Origin of the sequence: Nisaea acidiphila (assembly GCF_024662015.1) — a bacterium.
In the GTDB taxonomy this organism is placed as follows: Bacteria; Pseudomonadota; Alphaproteobacteria; order Thalassobaculales; family Thalassobaculaceae; genus Nisaea; species Nisaea acidiphila.
The window spans coordinates 2932501-2949906 of the sequence record NZ_CP102480.1 but is presented as its reverse complement, the minus strand read 5'-3'; the positions used below and the strand labels follow the sequence as shown (position 1 = coordinate 2949906).

The following is a 17406-nucleotide window of genomic DNA, read 5'->3' as shown; positions in this document are numbered from 1 at the left end:
CCATGTCCGAGACCTCGCCGGGGCAGACTGACACTCCAGCCGCAACGCATCAGGTGCTGGTGAACGAAGAGGAGCAGTATTGCGTCTGGCCGGCAGGGAAGCCCGTCCCCGCCGGCTGGGAGAGCGTGTTCAGCGGAACCCACGAGGCCTGCACCGCACATGTCGAGGAAGTATGGACCGACATGCGGCCGAAGAGCGTGCGCGGCTGATGCAGATCCGTGTGCGGACACCTGAGGCGCCGACGCCGTGGCTACCGGTGCAGCGACGCGCCGGCCCGGGAGCGGACACGGCGCCGGTGCTTGTCTGCTTTGCACCCGCCGGTGCCGGCGCCGGATTTTTTCGCGGCTGGGCGGACTCGCTCCCGGATTTGCGGATCGTCCCCGTGCAGTTGCCGGGACGCGAAGAGCGTTTCGGCGAAGCGCTGCAGGAGAATGCGATCGAAATGGCGCGCCAGATCGCACTGGCGATCGCCGGGGAGGGCTGGAGCCGGCCTCATTTGCTCGGCTACAGTTTCGGCGCCCTGCTCGCCTTCGAGACAGCGCTTCAGCTTGAGCGGTCGGGCCATGCGGTGGCCGGCGTGATCGCAATGGCGCGGGCCGCCCCTCAGAGCGCCCCGCAGCCCTCCGTCGCCGATTTGCCCGACGGCGATTTCCTGGACTATGTCCGTGGCCTCGGGGGACTCCCGCCCGAATTTGAAGAGATGCCGGAACTGGCAGAACTCATGCTGCCGGCGATACGAGCCGATTTTCGCGCCAATGACGGATACGCCCGGCCCGAGGAGGAGCGCCTCGCATGTCCCGTCGTCACCATAGCCGGCGCCTCCGACCCAGCCACTTCGGAAGGACGGGACGCGGACTGGGCGACGAGATCGATGGCGAAACACCAGCTTATCCGGGTCGAGGGCGGACATTTCTTCATCAACGAAGGGGCGGAAAGCGTCTTCGAGCGCATACGCGATGTGGTACTATCTGCGCAGAACGCGGGCAGGAGCGACAAACCATGACCACCTTCAGAGCATGCGCCGCGCTGGCGGTGTTGCTGACGCTTGCGGCAGGCCAGGTCTCCGCGCAATCCAGGAGCAACCCGCCCGCGAAATCCCGCACCACCGAGGTCTTCAAGGACGAGGCTTTCCCCTCGTCCGGCCTGGGCGCGACGACGCTCGGCGAACGTGTGCTGCTGCTGCCTGACGGCACATGGAAAGTCGACGACTATTATGCCGCCGACGAGGTGACCGCTGTCACGGATCATGGCCGAACCGTCGTTCTGACGCGCAAGACGGATCCGGCCAGCAAGGATTCGGTCCTGCAGTGGGAGTATACCCGCGGGCATGGCGGCCCCATCCAGATCGTCGTTTCCCGGGCCATCACCACAGATCGCAGCCAGCACAGCAAGAACGACAATTGCATTCCGGTGCTGACCGTCCGGAATCTCACCAGCCTCGGTCTATTCCGGATCGTTGCGGAGCTGCAATTCACCGGTCCAAACAATGTCAAAGCGGCGACCAGCATCATGGCCGGACCGCTGGATGACGGCGAACAGGGGGACTTCCTTTCCGGCCCCCTCTTCCTCGACTCCTGCGACAGTCTTACGGCCGAACTTCACATTCCGTTTTGCCAGTTTGAAAACGGCCTCGACTGCAGCAGTGTCGTGGCCGCGTCGGCCTATGGCACCATCCCGACCGTGGTCGGAAAGGAACAGGCCGCAGTCAGCAAGGTGAAGTCGAACTGACGGGAACGGGGGATACCGCTTGCTGCGCCACTGGGGAGCGGCGTGCAGGCGACTGGGGGAGAATAAAATGACTTACGGGAACGCGACGCAGACCGGACGCCGGCTTTTCGCATTGACCGGGCGCACGTCAATCCTCGCGGGTGCCGCCGTGGCGGGATGCCTTTGGAATGCCGCTTCGGCATCGGCGCAGACAGCCCCCCTGCCGCCGGTCCAGGGATTCGAGCAACCCTCCGGCCTTAAACTCGGCGGTTTCGATTTCTTCACCCGGGCGCAGGCCGGCATTCAGGCGACGGACAATATCCGCCTCGATCCAACCGAAGAAGCCGACCTGAAGCGCGTGCTGGCGCTCAACGCCGTTGCCCGCTCCAGCTGGGAGAAGCATGCGCTCGCCGCAACCGTCGGCTACGTGTCTCAGCAGGCGCTTGATATCCGTGACCAGAAGAGCGACGCGCTCTCGGGCACGCTCAGCGGCCGCTACGACTTCACCGACGAGGTCAATCTCCGCGTCGGTCTGCTCAGCGAAGAGAGCATCATCGGCAAGAACGACCCCTTGCAGTTCAACGGCAATCTCAACGGCACGACCCAGACCAACACACTGGAAGCGGCGCTCGGCTGGGACGACAAGACCTATTTCGTGAACGTGCTGAGCCGGTATCAGGACATCTCGAACGACACCGACATCGACGTCACCGTGGTCAGCCGCGTGCAGTCCCAGGACCGCGAGGAATACAACCTCACTGTCGAGGCCGGGAAACACTATGGCTGGGGCAAGGCTTCCGTATTCGGCGGGCCGATCCGGATCAGATATTCAGGTTCCGAGATCATCCTTCCGGAAGACCGGGATTCCGAGGGCGGCCGTGCGGGTATCAGCATCCAGTATCAGGAAGGCAACCTGACCGGCTTGTTCCGGGCGATCGGCTTTGCACAGTATTTCAACGCACCGACCATCGGCGACGTGATTTCCGGCGTCGGCACCGCACAGCTTTCCTACAAGATCGACGATGAGTGGGGCGTCGGCGGCGTCATCGAGCGGACCTTCGACGAGACCAATATCGAGACATCGGGCGGTCTCTTCACGAATCTCGCCGGCATTGCAGCGCTCTACAAGCCACGCAGCGACGTCTATATCAAGGCCGGCCCCACCTATCGGTTCTATGAAATCGAGGGCACGCCCTACGAGGCCGAAAGCTTCACCCTCGATATGGCCGCCGCCTGGCAGGTGCATGAGCGCGTCGAGCTGGTATTCAATTCCTCGATCTCCAACCAGATCGTGAACGACGCCTTCCTCGCCGACCTTCAATACAGCGAAGCCAACGCGACGATTTCAGTCGTCGTCACTTTCTGATCGGGAGGGCACACATCATGCAGCCGACAGTTCGTGCATTCTGCGCCGCAACCATATGTGGCGGATTTATCGCTCTTTCCACCGCAGCCGTGGCCGACGAGCGGTTCATCTTTCTCGGCGACAGTCTGGTCGATAACCAGAACAGCTTCATCGCGACAACGCTGATCACCCCGTCGAACGTGGTGCCGCAGAGCCCTCCCTATTTCAACGGGCGCTTCTCGAACGGTCTGAACTGGACCGACAGGCTGGCGCCGACCCAGCTCTATTACATGGACTATTATTTCAGCGAGCCGAACTGTGCGACGGAGAACGCCTCGAAAGGCCTCTCCAGTCTCTGCGGCTCGACGACCGACCCGGGGGCCCAGCAGGGGGTCAGCCTCAGCTTCGCGTTCGGCGGAGCAAAGGCCGGAACCGAGGACCTGCCGAGCAACGCTCCGGGCCTGATCACGGTTCTCGACGATCTCGAGGCCTACAACTCGGCCGGCACCATCGCCAATGTTTCCGGCGCGACCTTCGCAATCCTGACCGGCGGCAATGACTATACGAATTATGCCAACGGCACCACCGACGGGCTTACCGAGCAGGGCATCGTCGACCAGACGCTCGGCTTCATCCAGACCGGGCTTGAGCGGGCCGCAAGTCTCGGCGCACGCCGGGCCGTCGTGATCAACCTGTTCGATCTCGACCGGGTGCCGACCCTGATCTCGGCCTTCACGTCCGACCAGCTCGCACAGTCGGGGCGCCTGTCGGCACTGCATAATGCCGGGCTGCCGACCTATCTCGCCAATGCCCGCGCCAGCACCGGGCTGGAGATCGTCCTGGTCGACCTGGACGCGCTCTACGACGATATCGACGCGCGGCCGAGCCTCTACGGTTTCACAAACCTGACCGGGCAATGCATCAGCTCGAACGTCGCTACCGGCCAGTGCCCGGACACGGCAAGCGAGAACGCGACGCTCTATTGGGACGGCCAGCACCCGACCACCGCAGCACACGGCTATATCTACGAGCTGGTGGCCGCCACCCTGCAGGCTGTCGACGAGGATGCGGGACGGCTTGTGGGTCTCGCGGATTCCGGACTTGTCCAGCAGCGCTCTATCCTCGCGGCCCTGCGCGGCCAGTTCAACGACTGGCGCGACACGCCCGGTTTTTCCGACAAGGCGGCGAAGCCGATGACCCAAGAGATCGGCAACAGCACTGTCTTCCTGATCGCCGAGAACGGGACCGGTACCCGCGGCTCGGACGGCGACTTCTCCGGCTACGACTATGACAACCGGATGGCCATCGTCGGCATTGCGTACCGTCCGCCGGAATGGGCGGAAGATTTCGTCTTCGGCGCCCATATCGGCTATGCCAATCTCGATTCCGATATCAAAGGCGGTGGGTCCTTCGAGAACGATGCCGTGACGCTCGGCGGTTTCGGCGACTGGCGAGACGGTCCGTTCAGCGTCGGCGTACAGGCCAATCTCTCCTATCACACGCTCGACGACGTGAAACGGGACACCGGCTTCTCGGTCATGCCGACGGCCCGAAGCGACACCGAAGGCTGGGGCGCGTCGGCCGAAGTCGAGGCGCGCTGGGATCGCCATACCGATTTCTCCGGCCACCGCTTCGGCTACGCAGCTGCGGGCCGGCTCGGCGCGGGCTGGTCGTCTGTAGACGGCTTCACCGAGAGCGGCGCTGAATTTCTCAATCTCACGGTCGACGACAGCGACGTCGCTGAGCTCAAGGCAGGTGTGGACATCACGGCCTGGACGGACATTTCGACCGAAAACGGGCTCCTGCAGCCCTATCTCGGTATCGGCTACGAGCACGATCTGCTGGACGACAAGCGGGAACTCGACGGACGTCTCTCCTCAGGGCAGACCATCGAGGCGGATTCACGCGCCGCCGCCAAGAGCGTCTTCAATCTCTTCGGCGGTCTGCGCTTCCTTGCGGATGACGGTCTTCGGGCCGAAATCAATCTTTCCGCATCCATAGGTGCAGGAGGCGAGGAAAGTTTCATCCTACCGCAACTCAAAATTGCTAAAACCTTCTGAGCTGTTGTACTCGCAGGGCCTGTCGGATATGGTTGAAATGATTGAAAAAGGCCTGCGATGGACTGAGCGCACTCCAAAGCGGAACGGTCGCTCAGCCGACTATTTTAGTGCGAAACAGGACTTCATCACGTCTGGAGAGAAATCATGACTGAAGATGTTTTGGCGGCTCGCCGCGCCGAGGCCTCAAGCATTGTGAGCACTTATATGGGCTGGACCGCCGGTGCGAGCTTCATCCCGGTCCCGTGGGTCGATCTGGCCGCGGTCACCGTCATTCAGATCAAAATGGTGGGCGACCTCGCCAGCCTTTATCAGGTTCCGTTCTCCCGAAATGTCGTGAAGACAATCATTGCCGGCCTGCTCGGCAGCCTGGTACCAGCCGGTCTCGCGCGCGGCGCCTCCAGCCTGCTGAAGGCCGTCCCCGGCATCGGCACCTGGCTTGGCGTCCTGACCGCACCGGTCTTCACCAGCGCCTCGACCTACGCGATCGGCAAGGTCTTCGTGCAGCATTTCGAAGCCGGCGGGACCGTGCTGGATTTCGATCCCGACGCGATGCGCGATCACTTCAAGGCCGAGTTCGAGGAAGGCGTCAAGAAATCCACCGGCAAGAGCAACGCGAAAGCGGCTGCGTAAGGCAAGCTCTGCGCCTGACAGAACAGCCGGCCCGGCCGGACGGTGTATCCGTCCGGCCGGATGCTGCGCTGAACCGACGCCCTGACGGACAGGTCTCATGCAATTACTCCCTATCGGCATCTATCTGCTGCTCTGCCTGATCCTGGCTTATGCCGGACGGAAAAGCCGGATTGGGGCGTTCGGAATCTTCCTGTGCTGCGTAATCTTCACGCCGCTGCTTGTCGGGCTCATTCTCGCGCTGGTCAGACCTTTCCCGAAGAAGGCGTCTTCCGGTTCCTCGGCGGACAGCTAAGCCGCTTCGGGAAGGAGTTCCGCAATGGACACCGGTTCCGCCGCCGCCGATCTGGTCGCGTCCAACGGCCTGATCAAGTTCCTGCGCCGGGAAGCGACGCTGTCGCCGCGACGGGCGTTGACGGTCGCGGCCGTTGCCGGCCTGAGCAACGCGATGATCCTCGCGATCATCAATACCGCCGCCGAACATGCGGAACAGTCCGAGTCACGCCCCCTGTATGCGGTTTTTTTCGCCGCGGCGATGCTGCTCTATGTCGTCGCTCAGCGCTGGATCCTGACCCAGGCAGCCGAACAGGTGGAGGCGATGATCCACCGGGTCCGGATGCGGATCGTCAGCCAGCTCCAGTATTGTGAACTGCTGGATGTCGAGCAACTCGGCCGGGCCGTCATATATAGCGGCATCGCCCGCCATATGCAGACCCTGTCGCAATCGGCCTCGACGGTAACCATCGCCGTGCAGATGGCGATCCTGATACTTTTCACCACGCTCTACATCGCGTGGATCTCGCTGACCTCCTTCATCGCACTGGTCGCCTTCATGGCCGTGGCGCTCACGGTCTATTGGAAGAAATCCTACTCCGTCCGCACCGACCTCCGGGGCACCCTCGAGATGGACAACGACGTCTATACGACGATCGACGACCTGCTCGACGGATTCAAGGAGGCCAAGCTCAGCCGTTCGAAGGCCCGCGCCATCATTCAGCGGATCGAGGAGATCAGTGAGCGCGCCTCCGAGATGCGCGGCAACACACAGATCCTTCTGGCGAAGAATTTCGTCTTCTCGCAGACCGCGTTCTATCTGCTGCTTGGCACAATGGTCTTCGTCGTGCCGATCCTGACATCCGGTTATTCCGACGTGGTGCAGAAATCGACGACGGCCGTACTCTTCATCATCGGCCCGATCTCGGGGCTGATCGGCTCGATCCCGATCTTCGAAAACGCCTCCGCCGCGGCCGAGGCGATCATGGATCTGGAAAAGCATCTGAAGAAGCTCTCGGGCATCGAGATCGAGACAGACGAGGAAGGCCGGCCGATAACCGAAACCGGCGAGCGGTTCAGCTCACGCTACGCCGGCTTCAAGACCATCGAACTGCGCAAAGCCGTATTCCGCTACGATCCTCCCAACGGCGACCCGACCGACAGCTTCTCCATCGGCCCGATCGACCTCTCGATCACCCGCGGCGAGGTGCTCTTCATCACCGGCGGCAACGGATCGGGAAAATCCACCCTGCTGCGGGTACTCACCGGGCTCTATCCGCTGCACGAGGGCCAGCTTCTGATCGACGGCAAGCAACTGCCCGAAGCCAACCTGCAGGATTACCGCGAGATCTTCTCGGCGGTGTTCGGCGACTTCCATCTGTTCTCGGAACTTTACGGAATTCCCGACGAAGCGCGGGAGGAAGTCCATGACTGGATCCACACGCTGGAAATTCTCGGCAAGGTGAAGTTCGACGGCCGGAAATTCTCGACCGTCGATCTCTCGACCGGACAGCGCAAGCGCCTCGCCCTGCTGGCCGCGGCGCTGGAGAAACGTCCGATCCTGGTGCTCGACGAATGGGCGGCCGACCAGGATCCGATGTTCCGCCGCAAGTTCTACCGGGAGATTTTGGGTATGCTCCGCTCAGGCGGTACCACTATAATCGCCGTCACCCACGACAACCGGTTCTTCGACGCGGCCGACAGGCAGATGCACATGGAAGACGGAATGATGGCGGCCTACGATCCGGAGTTCTTCCATGATTAGGCGCTTCTTCAGCTGGCTGTCTAACTGGACGCACCGGCACTGGGTCGAGTTTTTCGCCGCCGGTGCGGTCTTCCTTCTGCTGCTCCTCGTGCTCTGGCCGCTGATCGTCTACACCGTGCCGCCGGGATCGGTCGGGGTGATGTGGTACCGCTTCTTCGGCGGGACCGTGACGAAGCCCAATACGGAGCTTCGCGAAGGCATCCACTTCATCTTCCCGTGGGACAAGATCTACATGTACGATGCGCGTCTCCAGCGCATCAACGAAAGCGTCAAGGGCCTCAGCGTCGACGGGCTGGAGATCACGGTGGACGTATCCAGCCGGTTCGTGATCAATCGGCAATATGCGGGCTATCTGCACAAGAGCCTCGGCCCCCAATACAAAGAGACCCTGATGCGTCCTCAGCTCCGGACGCTGATCCTGACCTACATTTCGGAAAATGAGGCATCGGACCTCTATTCGACGCGGCGCGAACGGGTACAGACCATCGTGCAGACCCGCTTCCAGAGCAAGCTCGCCAACATCTCCTCGAACGTGCCGTTCGAGGAGGCCTATGTCGACCTGGAAGACGTGCTGATCGAGGAAATCACCCTGCCGAGCTTCGTGCGCAGTGCCATCGAACAGAAAGAGCGCGTGCGGCATATGAGCGAAGCCTACGATTTCCGTCTCCGCCTCGAGGAGAAGGAACGCCAGCGCAAGCGTATCGAAGCCGAGGGCATCCGCAGTTTCCAGGAAATCGTGGCGCCCGGCATCACGCCGAGCTATCTGCGCTGGCGCGGTATCGAGGCGACCCTGCAGCTCGCGCAGTCGAACAATGCGAAGGTCGTCATCATCGGCGGCGAAAACGGCCTCCCGATCATCCTCAATACCGAAAGCGGCCTGGAGACGATCGGCGAGGATCAGAAAAAACGGGCTGCTCAGAGGCCGCCAGGGGGCGAAACCTCCGGATACTCCGATCCGACACAATTCGGCCCCCGCAGCGATCTGCTCAAGATGCCGTCCCTCGCCGGTCCGCCGCCTCTTACGGCTTCGGGGGCGCCACTGCGCCAAAACTCGGCGGCACCGCCCGACATCCCCCAAGAGGAGCATGGCCCGAGCGGAACCGATGCCGGGACGGTGCCGACGGTGGGCGGCATCCCGGTCGCGGACCCGAATGCGCAGAACACGCTTCGCGAATGGCTCGGCAAACTGACCGGAAGCGGAACGCCCGCTCCGGCAAGCTCGCCTCCGCCTCAATCCAATTAAGCCAATTCGATCCGGCGTTACCCTGCCGGTATGACGACTTGTCGCTGTCTCTGCGCTTCCAAAACCGGATAGCGCTCTGCTAGCATTGGTTTAGCGGAAGGGATCGTTCACGGCTAAATGCGGCCGTTTTCCGCAACGTTTCATCACTGCTGCAAGGAGTGGCTCCGATGAGGAAGCATACCCTGATACTGGCTGGCATTCTGCTGGCGGCGCTTGCCGCAATCTCCGGCAAGGCGGAAGCCGTCGAGGCTGTTGCGAAGGAACTGGTGGCCTATAAAGAGTCGAAAATCGTCTTCGACTCGAAAACGAAGAAAACCTGCAACCTTGAGAAGAGCCTCAAGGACTTCCAGGACCACTTGGATGCTGCACTGATTTCCCTCGGGATCAACGACAGCGAGGAGTCCGGCCTCGTTGCCGTCCTTCTGATCAGCAACGAAGCCTTCGCGATCAGGAAGAGCCACTGCGCGATCTATGTGTCGCTTTCCTTCCAGACCCGGATTCCCGCAGAGATGTTCACCCGCCTGACCGACGGCCAGAAAGCCGCCCTCGAGCGGATCGGGTCTCTTCCGGTCTCGATCTGGAGCGCATCGGCCATGGCGGTCGCGCCATTGATCGAACCGTCCGAAGGCGGCGAGAGCGACATGGCTCAAAAAGCCGTCATCCGCCTGACCGATGCAATCGTCGATCTGCTCCGGAATCAGAGGGTCTGAGATTTCAGCTTTGAACACCGGCCCGGCCGAAGGCGCGGGTCGGTTCCCGTACGTTCAGTTTCCGCTACGTTCAGCGCTCCGGGATCAGCCCCTTCGGTGCGAAGCGCATGACCAGTAGCAGGATCGCGCCCATCAGCAGATAGCGCATATAGACCGATCCGGCCATCAGGTGCTGCGCGAGGCCGGACTCTTCCGGCAGCGGCATCGTGATCACCGTCATGAACCATGCGCCGAGCGGCTCCGCCTGGATCCAGAGAAACCAGATCACAAAACCGCCGAGCACGGCGCCCCAGTTGTTGCCGGACCCGCCGAGGATCACCATCACCCATATCAGGAAGGTGTAGCGCAGCGGGATGTAGCTGGTCGGGGTGAGCTGACCGTCGAGTGTCGCAAGCATCGCACCCGCGACACCGCAGACCGCACAGCCGAGCACGAAGACCTGGAGATGGCGCGCCTTCACGTCCTTGCCCATGGCGGCCGCCGCATCCCGGTTGTCCCGGATCGCCCGCATCATGCGTCCCCACGGCGACTGCAGGGCCCGTTCGGCCAGCCACATGATAACCGCCAGGACCGCGATGAAGAGCAGCGCGTAGCAGATCTTCACGAACACGCCCGCCGCAGCGGACGGGTCTGAAAGACCCAACGAGGAGACCGCGGAGAGGAACCAGTCCGTTTCCACGAGATCGACCTCGTAGGGCACCGGGCGTGGAATCCCCGTCACGTTCTTCACCCCGCGGGAAAGCCATTCCTCGTATTTAATCACCGCGATGATGATCTCGGAGATGCCGAGCGTGGCGATGGCCAGATAGTCGGCGCGCAGCCCGAGGGAGATCTTGCCGATGAGCCAGCCCGCGCCCGCGGCGACGAGGCCGCCGATCGGCCAGGCCAGAATCACCGGCAGGCCGAGACCGCCGAGATAACCGCTGAGCGCCGGGTCGATCGCCTCGATCCGCTCGGTCGCCGGAATAAAGAAATGCGAGATCAGGAAATAGCCGGCGACCAGCAACGCGAGTGTCACATACCGCTTGAGGGCGGGCGATACCGTACGGCGGGCATAAAGGATCGCCGCTATCGTCCCGGCAAGACAGAGCAGGGAGAGAAACAGGTCGCCGCCGGCGGCCGACCAGGCCTCCTGCACCGGCGCCATGGAAACCAGCACGGCGGCAAGCCCGCCGAGCGCGGTAAAGCCCATGATCCCGACATTGAAGAGGCCGGCATAGCCCCATTGCATGTTCACGCCGAGCGCCATGATGGCGGAGATCAGGCAGAGATTGAGAATGCCGAACGCCACGGTCCAGCTCTGGAAAATGCCGACGGCGATGAGGATCAGCCCCATCGCCCCGTAATAGAGGGGGACCTTCTTCGTCATATGACCTTACCTCGAATGATGCCCGTCGGCCGCACCAGCAGCACCGCGACCAGGATGACGAAGGACACCGCGAACTTGTAATCGGTGGAGAGCAGCTGGACGAGCCCTTCCGGAGCCCAGTCCTGCGGGCCGAGATAGGCGAGGAAGCGCTTGAAGGCGTAGGTTACCGTCACCTCCGAGAAGGCGACGATGAAGCCGCCCAGCACGGCGCCGACCGGCTGCCCGATGCCACCGAGGATCGTCGCGGCGAAGATCGGCAGCAGGATCTGCAGGAAGATGAACGGCTTGTAGGTCTTGTCGAGGCCGTAGAGCGTGCCCGCGATGGCGGCGAGCGCGGCCGAGATCACCCAGGCGATCGTCACGATCTTCTCCGGATTGATGCCGGAGAGCAGCGCCAGGTCCTCATCGTCGGAATAGGCCCGCATCGCCTTGCCCCAGCGCGTCTTCTGCAGGAACCAGAACAATGCCGCGACGACGACGAGCGCGACCACGACGGTGATCAGCTGGGTCTGCTTCACGCCGATCCCCTGCTCGAGGCCGGTCGCCTTCTTGAAGTCGCGCACGGTGAAAAGGAAGCGCGCGCCGTCGGAGAAACTCTGGTCGTCCGGACCGATGATAATCCGTATCAGGCCTGCCAGCAGGAACATCACGCCGACCGAAACGATGGCGAACACGATCGGGTTGGACCGTTTACGGCGATAGAAGCGGAAGACGAAACGGTCTGTCAGCAGCGCCATGGCAATGGCGGCGAGAATGCCGACCGGCAGGGCCAGCAGCGCCGTCGGCAGCGGATCGATGCTGACGCCGCTCGCCTGCAGAAACCAGGTGGCGAGGATCGCCGCCATGGCGCCGAAGGACATCAGCTCTCCATGCGCGAAATTGGCGAAGCGCAGGATGCCGAAAATGATCGTGACTCCGAGTGCGCCGAGCGCGAGCTGCGCGCCGTAGGCGATGGCCGGGACGATGACGAAATTGCTGAGGAGCGCGAATGCGTTGGCGATATCCATGGCTCAGCCCCCGAGGAAGGAACGGCGAACTTCCTCGTTCGCCAGAAGGGCCTCGCCGGTATCGGTGAAGCGGTTGGAGCCCTGGACGAGGACGAAACCGTGATCGGCGATCTCCAGCGCCTGCCGCGCATTCTGCTCGACCATCAGGATGGCGATGCCGGTGCGCGCGACCTCGACGATCTTGTCGAACAGCTCGTCCATCACGATCGGCGAGACCCCGGCCGTCGGCTCGTCCAGCATCAGCAGTTTGGGCTTCGTCATCAGCGCCCGCCCGACCGCGACCTGCTGGCGCTGGCCGCCGGAGAGCTCGCCCGCCGGCTGGTTGCGCTTCTCGGCCAGGATCGGGAAGAGCGAGAAGACCTGCTCTTTCGACTCCGTGATGTCGTCGTCGCGGATGAAGGCGCCCATCTCGAGATTTTCCTCGACGGTGAGCGAGACGAAGACGTTGCGGGTCTGCGGCACGAAGCCCATGCCGTGGCGCACCCGCTCCTGCGGGGCCATGCGCGTGATGTCGTCGCCATCGAAAACAACGCTGCCCTCGCGCAGGTTCAGCAGTCCGAAGACGGCTTTCATCGCCGTCGACTTGCCGGCCCCGTTCGGGCCGACGACGACGGCGACTTCGCCGCGCTCCACACTGAGATTGCAGTCGGTCAGGATATCGGCCCCGCCATAGCCGCCGGTCATGCCGGTCGCGGAAAGAAAGCTCATTGCTCCGACACCCGCTTGTGTTTGCGGCCGGTCCCGAGATAGGCCTCGATGACCTCCTCGTTGTTCATCACCTCGTCGACGGTGCCCTCTGTCAGCAGCTTGCCCTCGGCCATGACGATCACCGGGTCGCAGAGCCGGGCGATGAAATCCATGTCGTGCTCGATCAGGCAGAAGGTGTAGCCGCGCTCCTTGTTCAGACGCTGGATCGAGGTCGCGATGGTCTGCAGCAGGGTGCGGTTGACCCCGGCCCCGACCTCGTCGAGGAAGACGATCTTGGCATCCACCATCATGGTCCGGCCGAGTTCGAGCAGCTTCTTCTGACCGCCGGAGAGATTGCCCGCGAGTTCGTTCTCGAGATGCGGGATTTCCAGGAATTCGATGACGTCGCGGGCGCGTTCGCGGACCTTTTCCTCGTGCGCGCGCACTGCGGCGAAATTGAACCAGGCATGCCGCAAATCCTCGCCCGGCTGCCCGCCCGGGACCGTCATCAGGTTCTCGAGAACCGTCAGGGAGGAAAATTCGTGCGCGATCTGGAAAGTGCGCAGCAGTCCCTTGTGAAAGAGCTGATGCGGCTCAAGTTCGGTCACGTCATCGCCGTCGAGATAGATCTTCCCCGACGTCGGCGGAAAGGCGCCGGCGATGATGTTAAAGAGCGTTGTCTTCCCCGCTCCGTTCGGGCCGATCAGCCCGGTGATGGAGCCTTGCTGGATTTCCAGCGACACGCCGTTGACGGCGTGGATGCCACCAAAGCGCTTGGTGACGTTTTCTACTTTGATCATCAACTAGCCCATATAGGCAAAACGGTCAGGCTCGCGCCCGACCGTTTCCCTGTAAATGTCTCAGCTCGACCGATCAGTGGTAAGCAACGGTCTTCCACTTACCGCCTTCGACGGTGGTCTCGCGGAAGCTGCCCGCGGACTCGCCCGGCGCGATCAGCTCGAGCGCGGTGCCGCCGACATAATCGATGTCGCCGCCATCGGCAAGAATCTTGAGCGCCTTGGCGAGTTCGCCCGGGAAAATCTTCTCGCCAGGGGCATTGGCGACCTTCTCGACCATGCCCTTGTACTTGGCCGGGTCGGTGCTGTTCGCGGCCTGCATGGCGAGCAGCAGGATCGCGGAAGCGTCGTAGGCTTCCGGGACATACGGATCGTCGCCCTTGAAGCCCTTGCCTTCGGCCAGCTTGGCGAGCATCGCCGCGCCCGGGCTGTCGGTGCCGGGGTTGGTGCCGATGGAACCGTCCAGATCGGCGCCGAAATTATCCGTCAGCGCCTCACCGACCATGCCGTCCGGCAGGACGAACTTCTCGAACGCTCCGGTATCGAGCGCGGCCTGAATCATGCCCTTGCCGCCCTGGTCGAGATAGCCGGCGACGATCAGGATATCGCCACCAGCCGCCGCAAGAGTCGCGACTTCGGCGGAGTAGTCGGCCTTGCCGTCTTCATGCGCGGCGACGGCGGTGATCTTGCCGCCCTTGCCTTCGAAGGCGGACTGGATCGAGTCCGCGAGGCCCTTGCCGTAGTCGTTATTGGTATAGGTCAGCGCGGCGGTCTTGATGCCCTTGGCAACGAGGATATCGCCAATGATCTGTCCCTGGCGCGCATCGGACGGCGCGGTGCGGAAGAACAGGCCGTCATCCTCGATCGTGCTCAGCGCCGGCGAGGTGGCCGACGGAGAAATCATGAGCATGCCGTTCGGCCGGGCCACATTGTTGAGGACCGCAGTGGTCGCGCCGGAACAGGTCGCGCCGACGATGCCGTTGACCCCCTCGGACGTGATCAGACGGTCGGCAGCGGCGGTGGCCGCGGCGGCATCGACGCAGGTGCTGTCGCCGCGCACGGAAACGACCTTTTTGCCGCCAAGGAACAGGCCGCTGTCGGAGACTTCCTGGATGGCCAGTTCGCCGCCGAGCGCCATTGGCTTGACGAGAGATTCGGTCGGACCGGTGAAGCCCTGCAACATGCCGATCTTGACGGTATCCTGAGCCTGGGCGGCGGTTGTGGTCAGAACCGCGGCGCACAGCAACGGTAGCAAGCGTTTCATCGTCGCTTCCCCTGTTTGTTTAGGTTTTATGATTCCGCACACTATACAGAGACGCCGGTTGTCATCAATGGGTTCAGATGTCTGAACGATCGTTTCTCAGATTTGCCGGCATCTATTTTTGAGAACGTTTTCCAGACATGCAAAAGGCCCTAGCGGTTTGTGCGCTAAGGCCTTGATATTCTTGGTTGCGGGGGCAGGATTTGAACCTGCGACCTTCAGGTTATGAGCCTGACGAGCTACCGGGCTGCTCCACCCCGCGTTATGGGTGTGTTGATTGTGAGAGGTTAAGCTTTTTTATTTTTCGCATAGATGACCTGGCGGCGACCTACTCTCCCGCGGCTTAAGCCGAAGTACCATTGGCGCGGAGGGTTTTCACGGCCGAGTTCGGAATGGGATCGGGTGCGGGCCCCTCGCCATGACCACCAGGTCATCGATGCGAAGAATGGAACGGGGTTCGTGTTGGATGTCTGCTTTCGGCGAAGGGCAGTGCCCTTCGGTCCGGTATTTGGTTCTGTATGAGTTATGTATCAAGCCGATCGAACGATTAGTACCGGTTAGCTTCACATGTTGCCACGCTTCCACACCCGGCCTATCGACGTGGTGGTCTTCCACGGTTCTCGGCGAGACCTGGTTTCGAGGGGGGCTTCCCGCTTAGATGCCTTCAGCGGTTATCCTTTCCGCACTTAGCTACCCTGCTGTGCCGCTGGCGCGACAACAGGTCCACCAGAGGTGCGTCCATCCCGGTCCTCTCGTACTAGGGACAGCTCCTCTCAAGTCTCGAACACCCACGGCAGATAGGGACCGAACTGTCTCACGACGTTCTAAACCCAGCTCACGTACCACTTTAATCGGCGAACAGCCGAACCCTTGGGACCTGCTCCAGCCCCAGGATGTGATGAGCCGACATCGAGGTGCCAAACACTCCCGTCGATGTGGACTCTTGGGGAGTATCAGCCTGTTATCCCCGGCGTACCTTTTATCCGTTGAGCGATGGCCCTTCCACGCGGGACCACCGGATCACTATGACCGACTTTCGTCTCTGCTCGGCCTGTCGGCCTCGCAGTCAGGCAGGCTTATGCCATTGCACTCGTCAGCTGATTTCCGTCCAGCTTGAGCCTACCTTCGCGCGCCTCCGTTACTCTTTGGGAGGCGACCGCCCCAGTCAAACTACCCGCCATGCAGGGTCCCGGACCCGGATCACGGGCCGCGGTTAGATATCAAAAAACAAAAGGGCGGTATTTCAAGGGTAGCTCCACCCTGGCTGGCGCCAGTGCTTCAAAGCCTCCCGCCTATCCTACACATTCATTTCCTGATACCACTGCAAAGCTGTAGTAAAGGTGCACGGGGTCTTTCCGTCTGACCGCGGGTACTCCGCATCTTCACGGAGAATTCAATTTCGCTGAGCCAACGTTGGAGACAGCGGGGAAGTCGTTACGCCATTCGTGCAGGTCGGAACTTACCCGACAAGGAATTTCGCTACCTTAGGACCGTTATAGTTACGGCCGCCGTTTACCGGGGCTTCGATTCAAAGCTCTCACCTCTCCTCTTAACCTTCCGGCACCGGGCAGGCGTCAGACCCTATACCGCGCCTTGCGGCTTCGCAGAGCCCTGTGTTTTTAGTAAACAGTCGCCACCCCCTACTCTGTGCCACCCCCCACTGGTTGCCCAATGAGAGGTCCCCCTTCTCCCGAAGTTACGGGGGCATTTTGCCGAGTTCCTTCAACGTTGTTCTCTCAAGCGCCTTGGTATGCTCTACCAGCCCACCTGTGTCGGTTTGGGGTACGGTCTATATGGCAGGGCTATTTCCCGGAACATCCAGGCCGCACGCACAATCCAGTAAGCGCGCACGACTTCCGATATTCGTCACATCCTGCCAGGTTCAGGAATATTAACCTGATTCCCATCGACTACGGCTTTCGCCCTCGTCTTAGGGGCCGACTCACCCTGCGCGGATTAGCCTTGCGCAGGAACCCTTGGGCTTTCGGCGAGAGTGTTTCTCACACTCTTTGTCGCTACTCATGTCAGCATTCGCACTTCCGATACCTCCAGGAGACCTCACAGTCTCCCTTCGCAGGCCTACGGAACGCTCCGCTACCGCGTGGATAAATCCACGCCCTCAGCTTCGGTGTACGGCTTGAGCCCCGGTACATCTTCGGCGCAAGGTGGCTTAACTAGACCAGTGAGCTATTACGCTTTCTTTAAAGGATGGCTGCTTCTAAGCCAACCTCCTGGCTGTCTTGGCCTCCTCACATCCTTTCCCACTTAGCCGCAACTTGGGGACCTTAGCTGGAGGTCTGGGCTGTTTCCCTCTCGACCACGGACCTTAGCACCCATGGTCTGTCTGCCGTGCTGTACTCACCGGTATTCGGAGTTTGGTTAGGTTTGGTAAGGCTCGCGCCCCCCTAGCCCATCCAGTGCTCTACCCCCGGCGGTAATCACACGACGCACTACCTAAATAGTTTTCGCGGAGAACCAGCTATATCCGAGTTTGATTGGCCTTTCACCCCTAACCACAGATCATCCCCGTCTTTTTCAACAGACGTGGGTTCGGC

15 protein-coding genes, 1 tRNA gene and 2 rRNA genes (1 of these 18 only partly in view) are annotated in these 17406 nt (G+C 61.8%); 10 read left to right on the top strand and 8 right to left on the bottom strand.

Annotation, left to right across the window (positions count from 1 at the left end):
• Positions 1-2 precede the first annotated feature (2 nt).
• From NUH88_RS13720 to NUH88_RS13675, 10 genes are all read left to right on the top strand, one after another.
• The gene (locus tag NUH88_RS13720) at positions 3-209 is read left to right on the top strand and encodes an MbtH family protein (RefSeq protein WP_257766972.1); all 207 of its coding nucleotides are present in this window, start codon (positions 3-5) and stop codon (positions 207-209) included.
• A complete protein-coding gene (locus NUH88_RS13715) occupies positions 173-1003 on the top strand; it encodes a thioesterase II family protein (RefSeq protein ID WP_257766971.1) in 831 nt (276 codons plus the stop codon). Before NUH88_RS13720 ends, NUH88_RS13715 begins: the two co-directional genes overlap by 37 nt.
• On the top strand, positions 1000-1728 hold the full coding sequence (locus NUH88_RS13710) for a hypothetical protein (RefSeq protein WP_257766970.1): 729 nt from the start codon (positions 1000-1002) through the stop codon (positions 1726-1728). The genes NUH88_RS13715 and NUH88_RS13710 overlap by 4 nt, the downstream gene beginning before the upstream one ends.
• 67 nt (positions 1729-1795) lie before the next feature.
• Entirely contained in the window at positions 1796-3073 is a 1278-nt protein-coding gene (locus tag NUH88_RS13705; RefSeq protein ID WP_257766969.1) for an outer membrane beta-barrel protein, read from the top strand.
• Positions 3074-3090: 17 nt separating this feature from the next.
• Entirely contained in the window at positions 3091-5112 is a 2022-nt protein-coding gene (locus NUH88_RS13700) for an autotransporter domain-containing protein (protein WP_257766968.1), read from the top strand.
• A gap of 144 nt (positions 5113-5256) precedes the next feature.
• Positions 5257-5742 carry a YcjF family protein gene (locus NUH88_RS13695; protein WP_257766967.1) on the top strand — a complete coding sequence of 162 codons (486 nt, stop codon included), beginning with the start codon at positions 5257-5259 and terminating at the stop codon, positions 5740-5742.
• Between the two features lie 97 nt (positions 5743-5839).
• Positions 5840-6034 (top strand): hypothetical protein, encoded by a 195-nt coding sequence (locus NUH88_RS13690; RefSeq protein WP_257766966.1) that lies wholly within the window; start codon positions 5840-5842, stop codon positions 6032-6034.
• Positions 6035-6058: 24 nt separating this feature from the next.
• Entirely contained in the window at positions 6059-7777 is a 1719-nt protein-coding gene (locus NUH88_RS13685; RefSeq protein WP_257766965.1) for a cyclic peptide export ABC transporter, read from the top strand.
• A complete protein-coding gene (locus tag NUH88_RS13680; protein WP_257766964.1) occupies positions 7770-9020 on the top strand; it encodes a prohibitin family protein in 1251 nt (416 codons plus the stop codon). The genes NUH88_RS13685 and NUH88_RS13680 overlap by 8 nt, the downstream gene beginning before the upstream one ends.
• Before the next feature lie 167 nt (positions 9021-9187).
• Positions 9188-9730 (top strand): hypothetical protein, encoded by a 543-nt coding sequence (locus tag NUH88_RS13675; RefSeq protein WP_257766963.1) that lies wholly within the window; start codon positions 9188-9190, stop codon positions 9728-9730.
• 70 nt (positions 9731-9800) lie between these two features.
• On the opposite strand, the gene NUH88_RS13670 is transcribed toward NUH88_RS13675, so the two are convergent.
• The 8 genes from NUH88_RS13670 to NUH88_RS13635 form a co-directional block, all read right to left on the bottom strand.
• The gene (locus tag NUH88_RS13670; RefSeq protein ID WP_257766962.1) at positions 9801-11099 is read right to left on the bottom strand and encodes a branched-chain amino acid ABC transporter permease; all 1299 of its coding nucleotides are present in this window, start codon (positions 11097-11099) and stop codon (positions 9801-9803) included.
• Positions 11096-12106 carry a branched-chain amino acid ABC transporter permease gene (locus NUH88_RS13665; RefSeq protein ID WP_257766961.1) on the bottom strand — a complete coding sequence of 337 codons (1011 nt, stop codon included), beginning with the start codon at positions 12104-12106 and terminating at the stop codon, positions 11096-11098. Before NUH88_RS13665 ends, NUH88_RS13670 begins: the two co-directional genes overlap by 4 nt.
• Positions 12107-12109: 3 nt before the next feature.
• Complete coding sequence (locus NUH88_RS13660; protein ID WP_257766960.1) at positions 12110-12814, bottom strand: ABC transporter ATP-binding protein; 705 nt, start codon at positions 12812-12814, stop codon at positions 12110-12112.
• On the bottom strand, positions 12811-13593 hold the full coding sequence (locus NUH88_RS13655) for an ABC transporter ATP-binding protein (protein ID WP_257766959.1): 783 nt from the start codon (positions 13591-13593) through the stop codon (positions 12811-12813). The genes NUH88_RS13660 and NUH88_RS13655 overlap by 4 nt, the downstream gene beginning before the upstream one ends.
• Positions 13594-13666: 73 nt before the next feature.
• A complete protein-coding gene (locus NUH88_RS13650) occupies positions 13667-14854 on the bottom strand; it encodes an ABC transporter substrate-binding protein (RefSeq protein WP_257766958.1) in 1188 nt (395 codons plus the stop codon).
• A gap of 182 nt (positions 14855-15036) precedes the next feature.
• Positions 15037-15113: transfer RNA gene (locus NUH88_RS13645), tRNA-Met, on the bottom strand.
• A 53-nt stretch (positions 15114-15166) separates the two neighbouring features.
• Positions 15167-15281, bottom strand: a 5S ribosomal RNA gene (gene rrf, locus NUH88_RS13640).
• Between the two features lie 96 nt (positions 15282-15377).
• Positions 15378-17406: ribosomal RNA gene (locus NUH88_RS13635) — 23S ribosomal RNA — on the bottom strand (it continues 714 nt past the right edge of the window).

Coding starts and splice junctions, on each gene's coding strand:
- NUH88_RS13720 (WP_257766972.1), top strand. CDS start 3: ATGTCCGAGACCTCGCCGGGGCAGACTGACACTCCAGCCGCAACGCAT.
- NUH88_RS13715 (WP_257766971.1), top strand. CDS start 173: ATGGACCGACATGCGGCCGAAGAGCGTGCGCGGCTGATGCAGATCCGT.
- NUH88_RS13710 (WP_257766970.1), top strand. CDS start 1,000: ATGACCACCTTCAGAGCATGCGCCGCGCTGGCGGTGTTGCTGACGCTT.
- NUH88_RS13705 (WP_257766969.1), top strand. CDS start 1,796: ATGACTTACGGGAACGCGACGCAGACCGGACGCCGGCTTTTCGCATTG.
- NUH88_RS13700 (WP_257766968.1), top strand. CDS start 3,091: ATGCAGCCGACAGTTCGTGCATTCTGCGCCGCAACCATATGTGGCGGA.
- NUH88_RS13695 (WP_257766967.1), top strand. CDS start 5,257: ATGACTGAAGATGTTTTGGCGGCTCGCCGCGCCGAGGCCTCAAGCATT.
- NUH88_RS13690 (WP_257766966.1), top strand. CDS start 5,840: ATGCAATTACTCCCTATCGGCATCTATCTGCTGCTCTGCCTGATCCTG.
- NUH88_RS13685 (WP_257766965.1), top strand. CDS start 6,059: ATGGACACCGGTTCCGCCGCCGCCGATCTGGTCGCGTCCAACGGCCTG.
- NUH88_RS13680 (WP_257766964.1), top strand. CDS start 7,770: ATGATTAGGCGCTTCTTCAGCTGGCTGTCTAACTGGACGCACCGGCAC.
- NUH88_RS13675 (WP_257766963.1), top strand. CDS start 9,188: ATGAGGAAGCATACCCTGATACTGGCTGGCATTCTGCTGGCGGCGCTT.
- NUH88_RS13670 (WP_257766962.1), bottom strand. CDS start 11,099: ATGACGAAGAAGGTCCCCCTCTATTACGGGGCGATGGGGCTGATCCTC.
- NUH88_RS13665 (WP_257766961.1), bottom strand. CDS start 12,106: ATGGATATCGCCAACGCATTCGCGCTCCTCAGCAATTTCGTCATCGTC.
- NUH88_RS13660 (WP_257766960.1), bottom strand. CDS start 12,814: ATGAGCTTTCTTTCCGCGACCGGCATGACCGGCGGCTATGGCGGGGCC.
- NUH88_RS13655 (WP_257766959.1), bottom strand. CDS start 13,593: ATGATCAAAGTAGAAAACGTCACCAAGCGCTTTGGTGGCATCCACGCC.
- NUH88_RS13650 (WP_257766958.1), bottom strand. CDS start 14,854: ATGAAACGCTTGCTACCGTTGCTGTGCGCCGCGGTTCTGACCACAACC.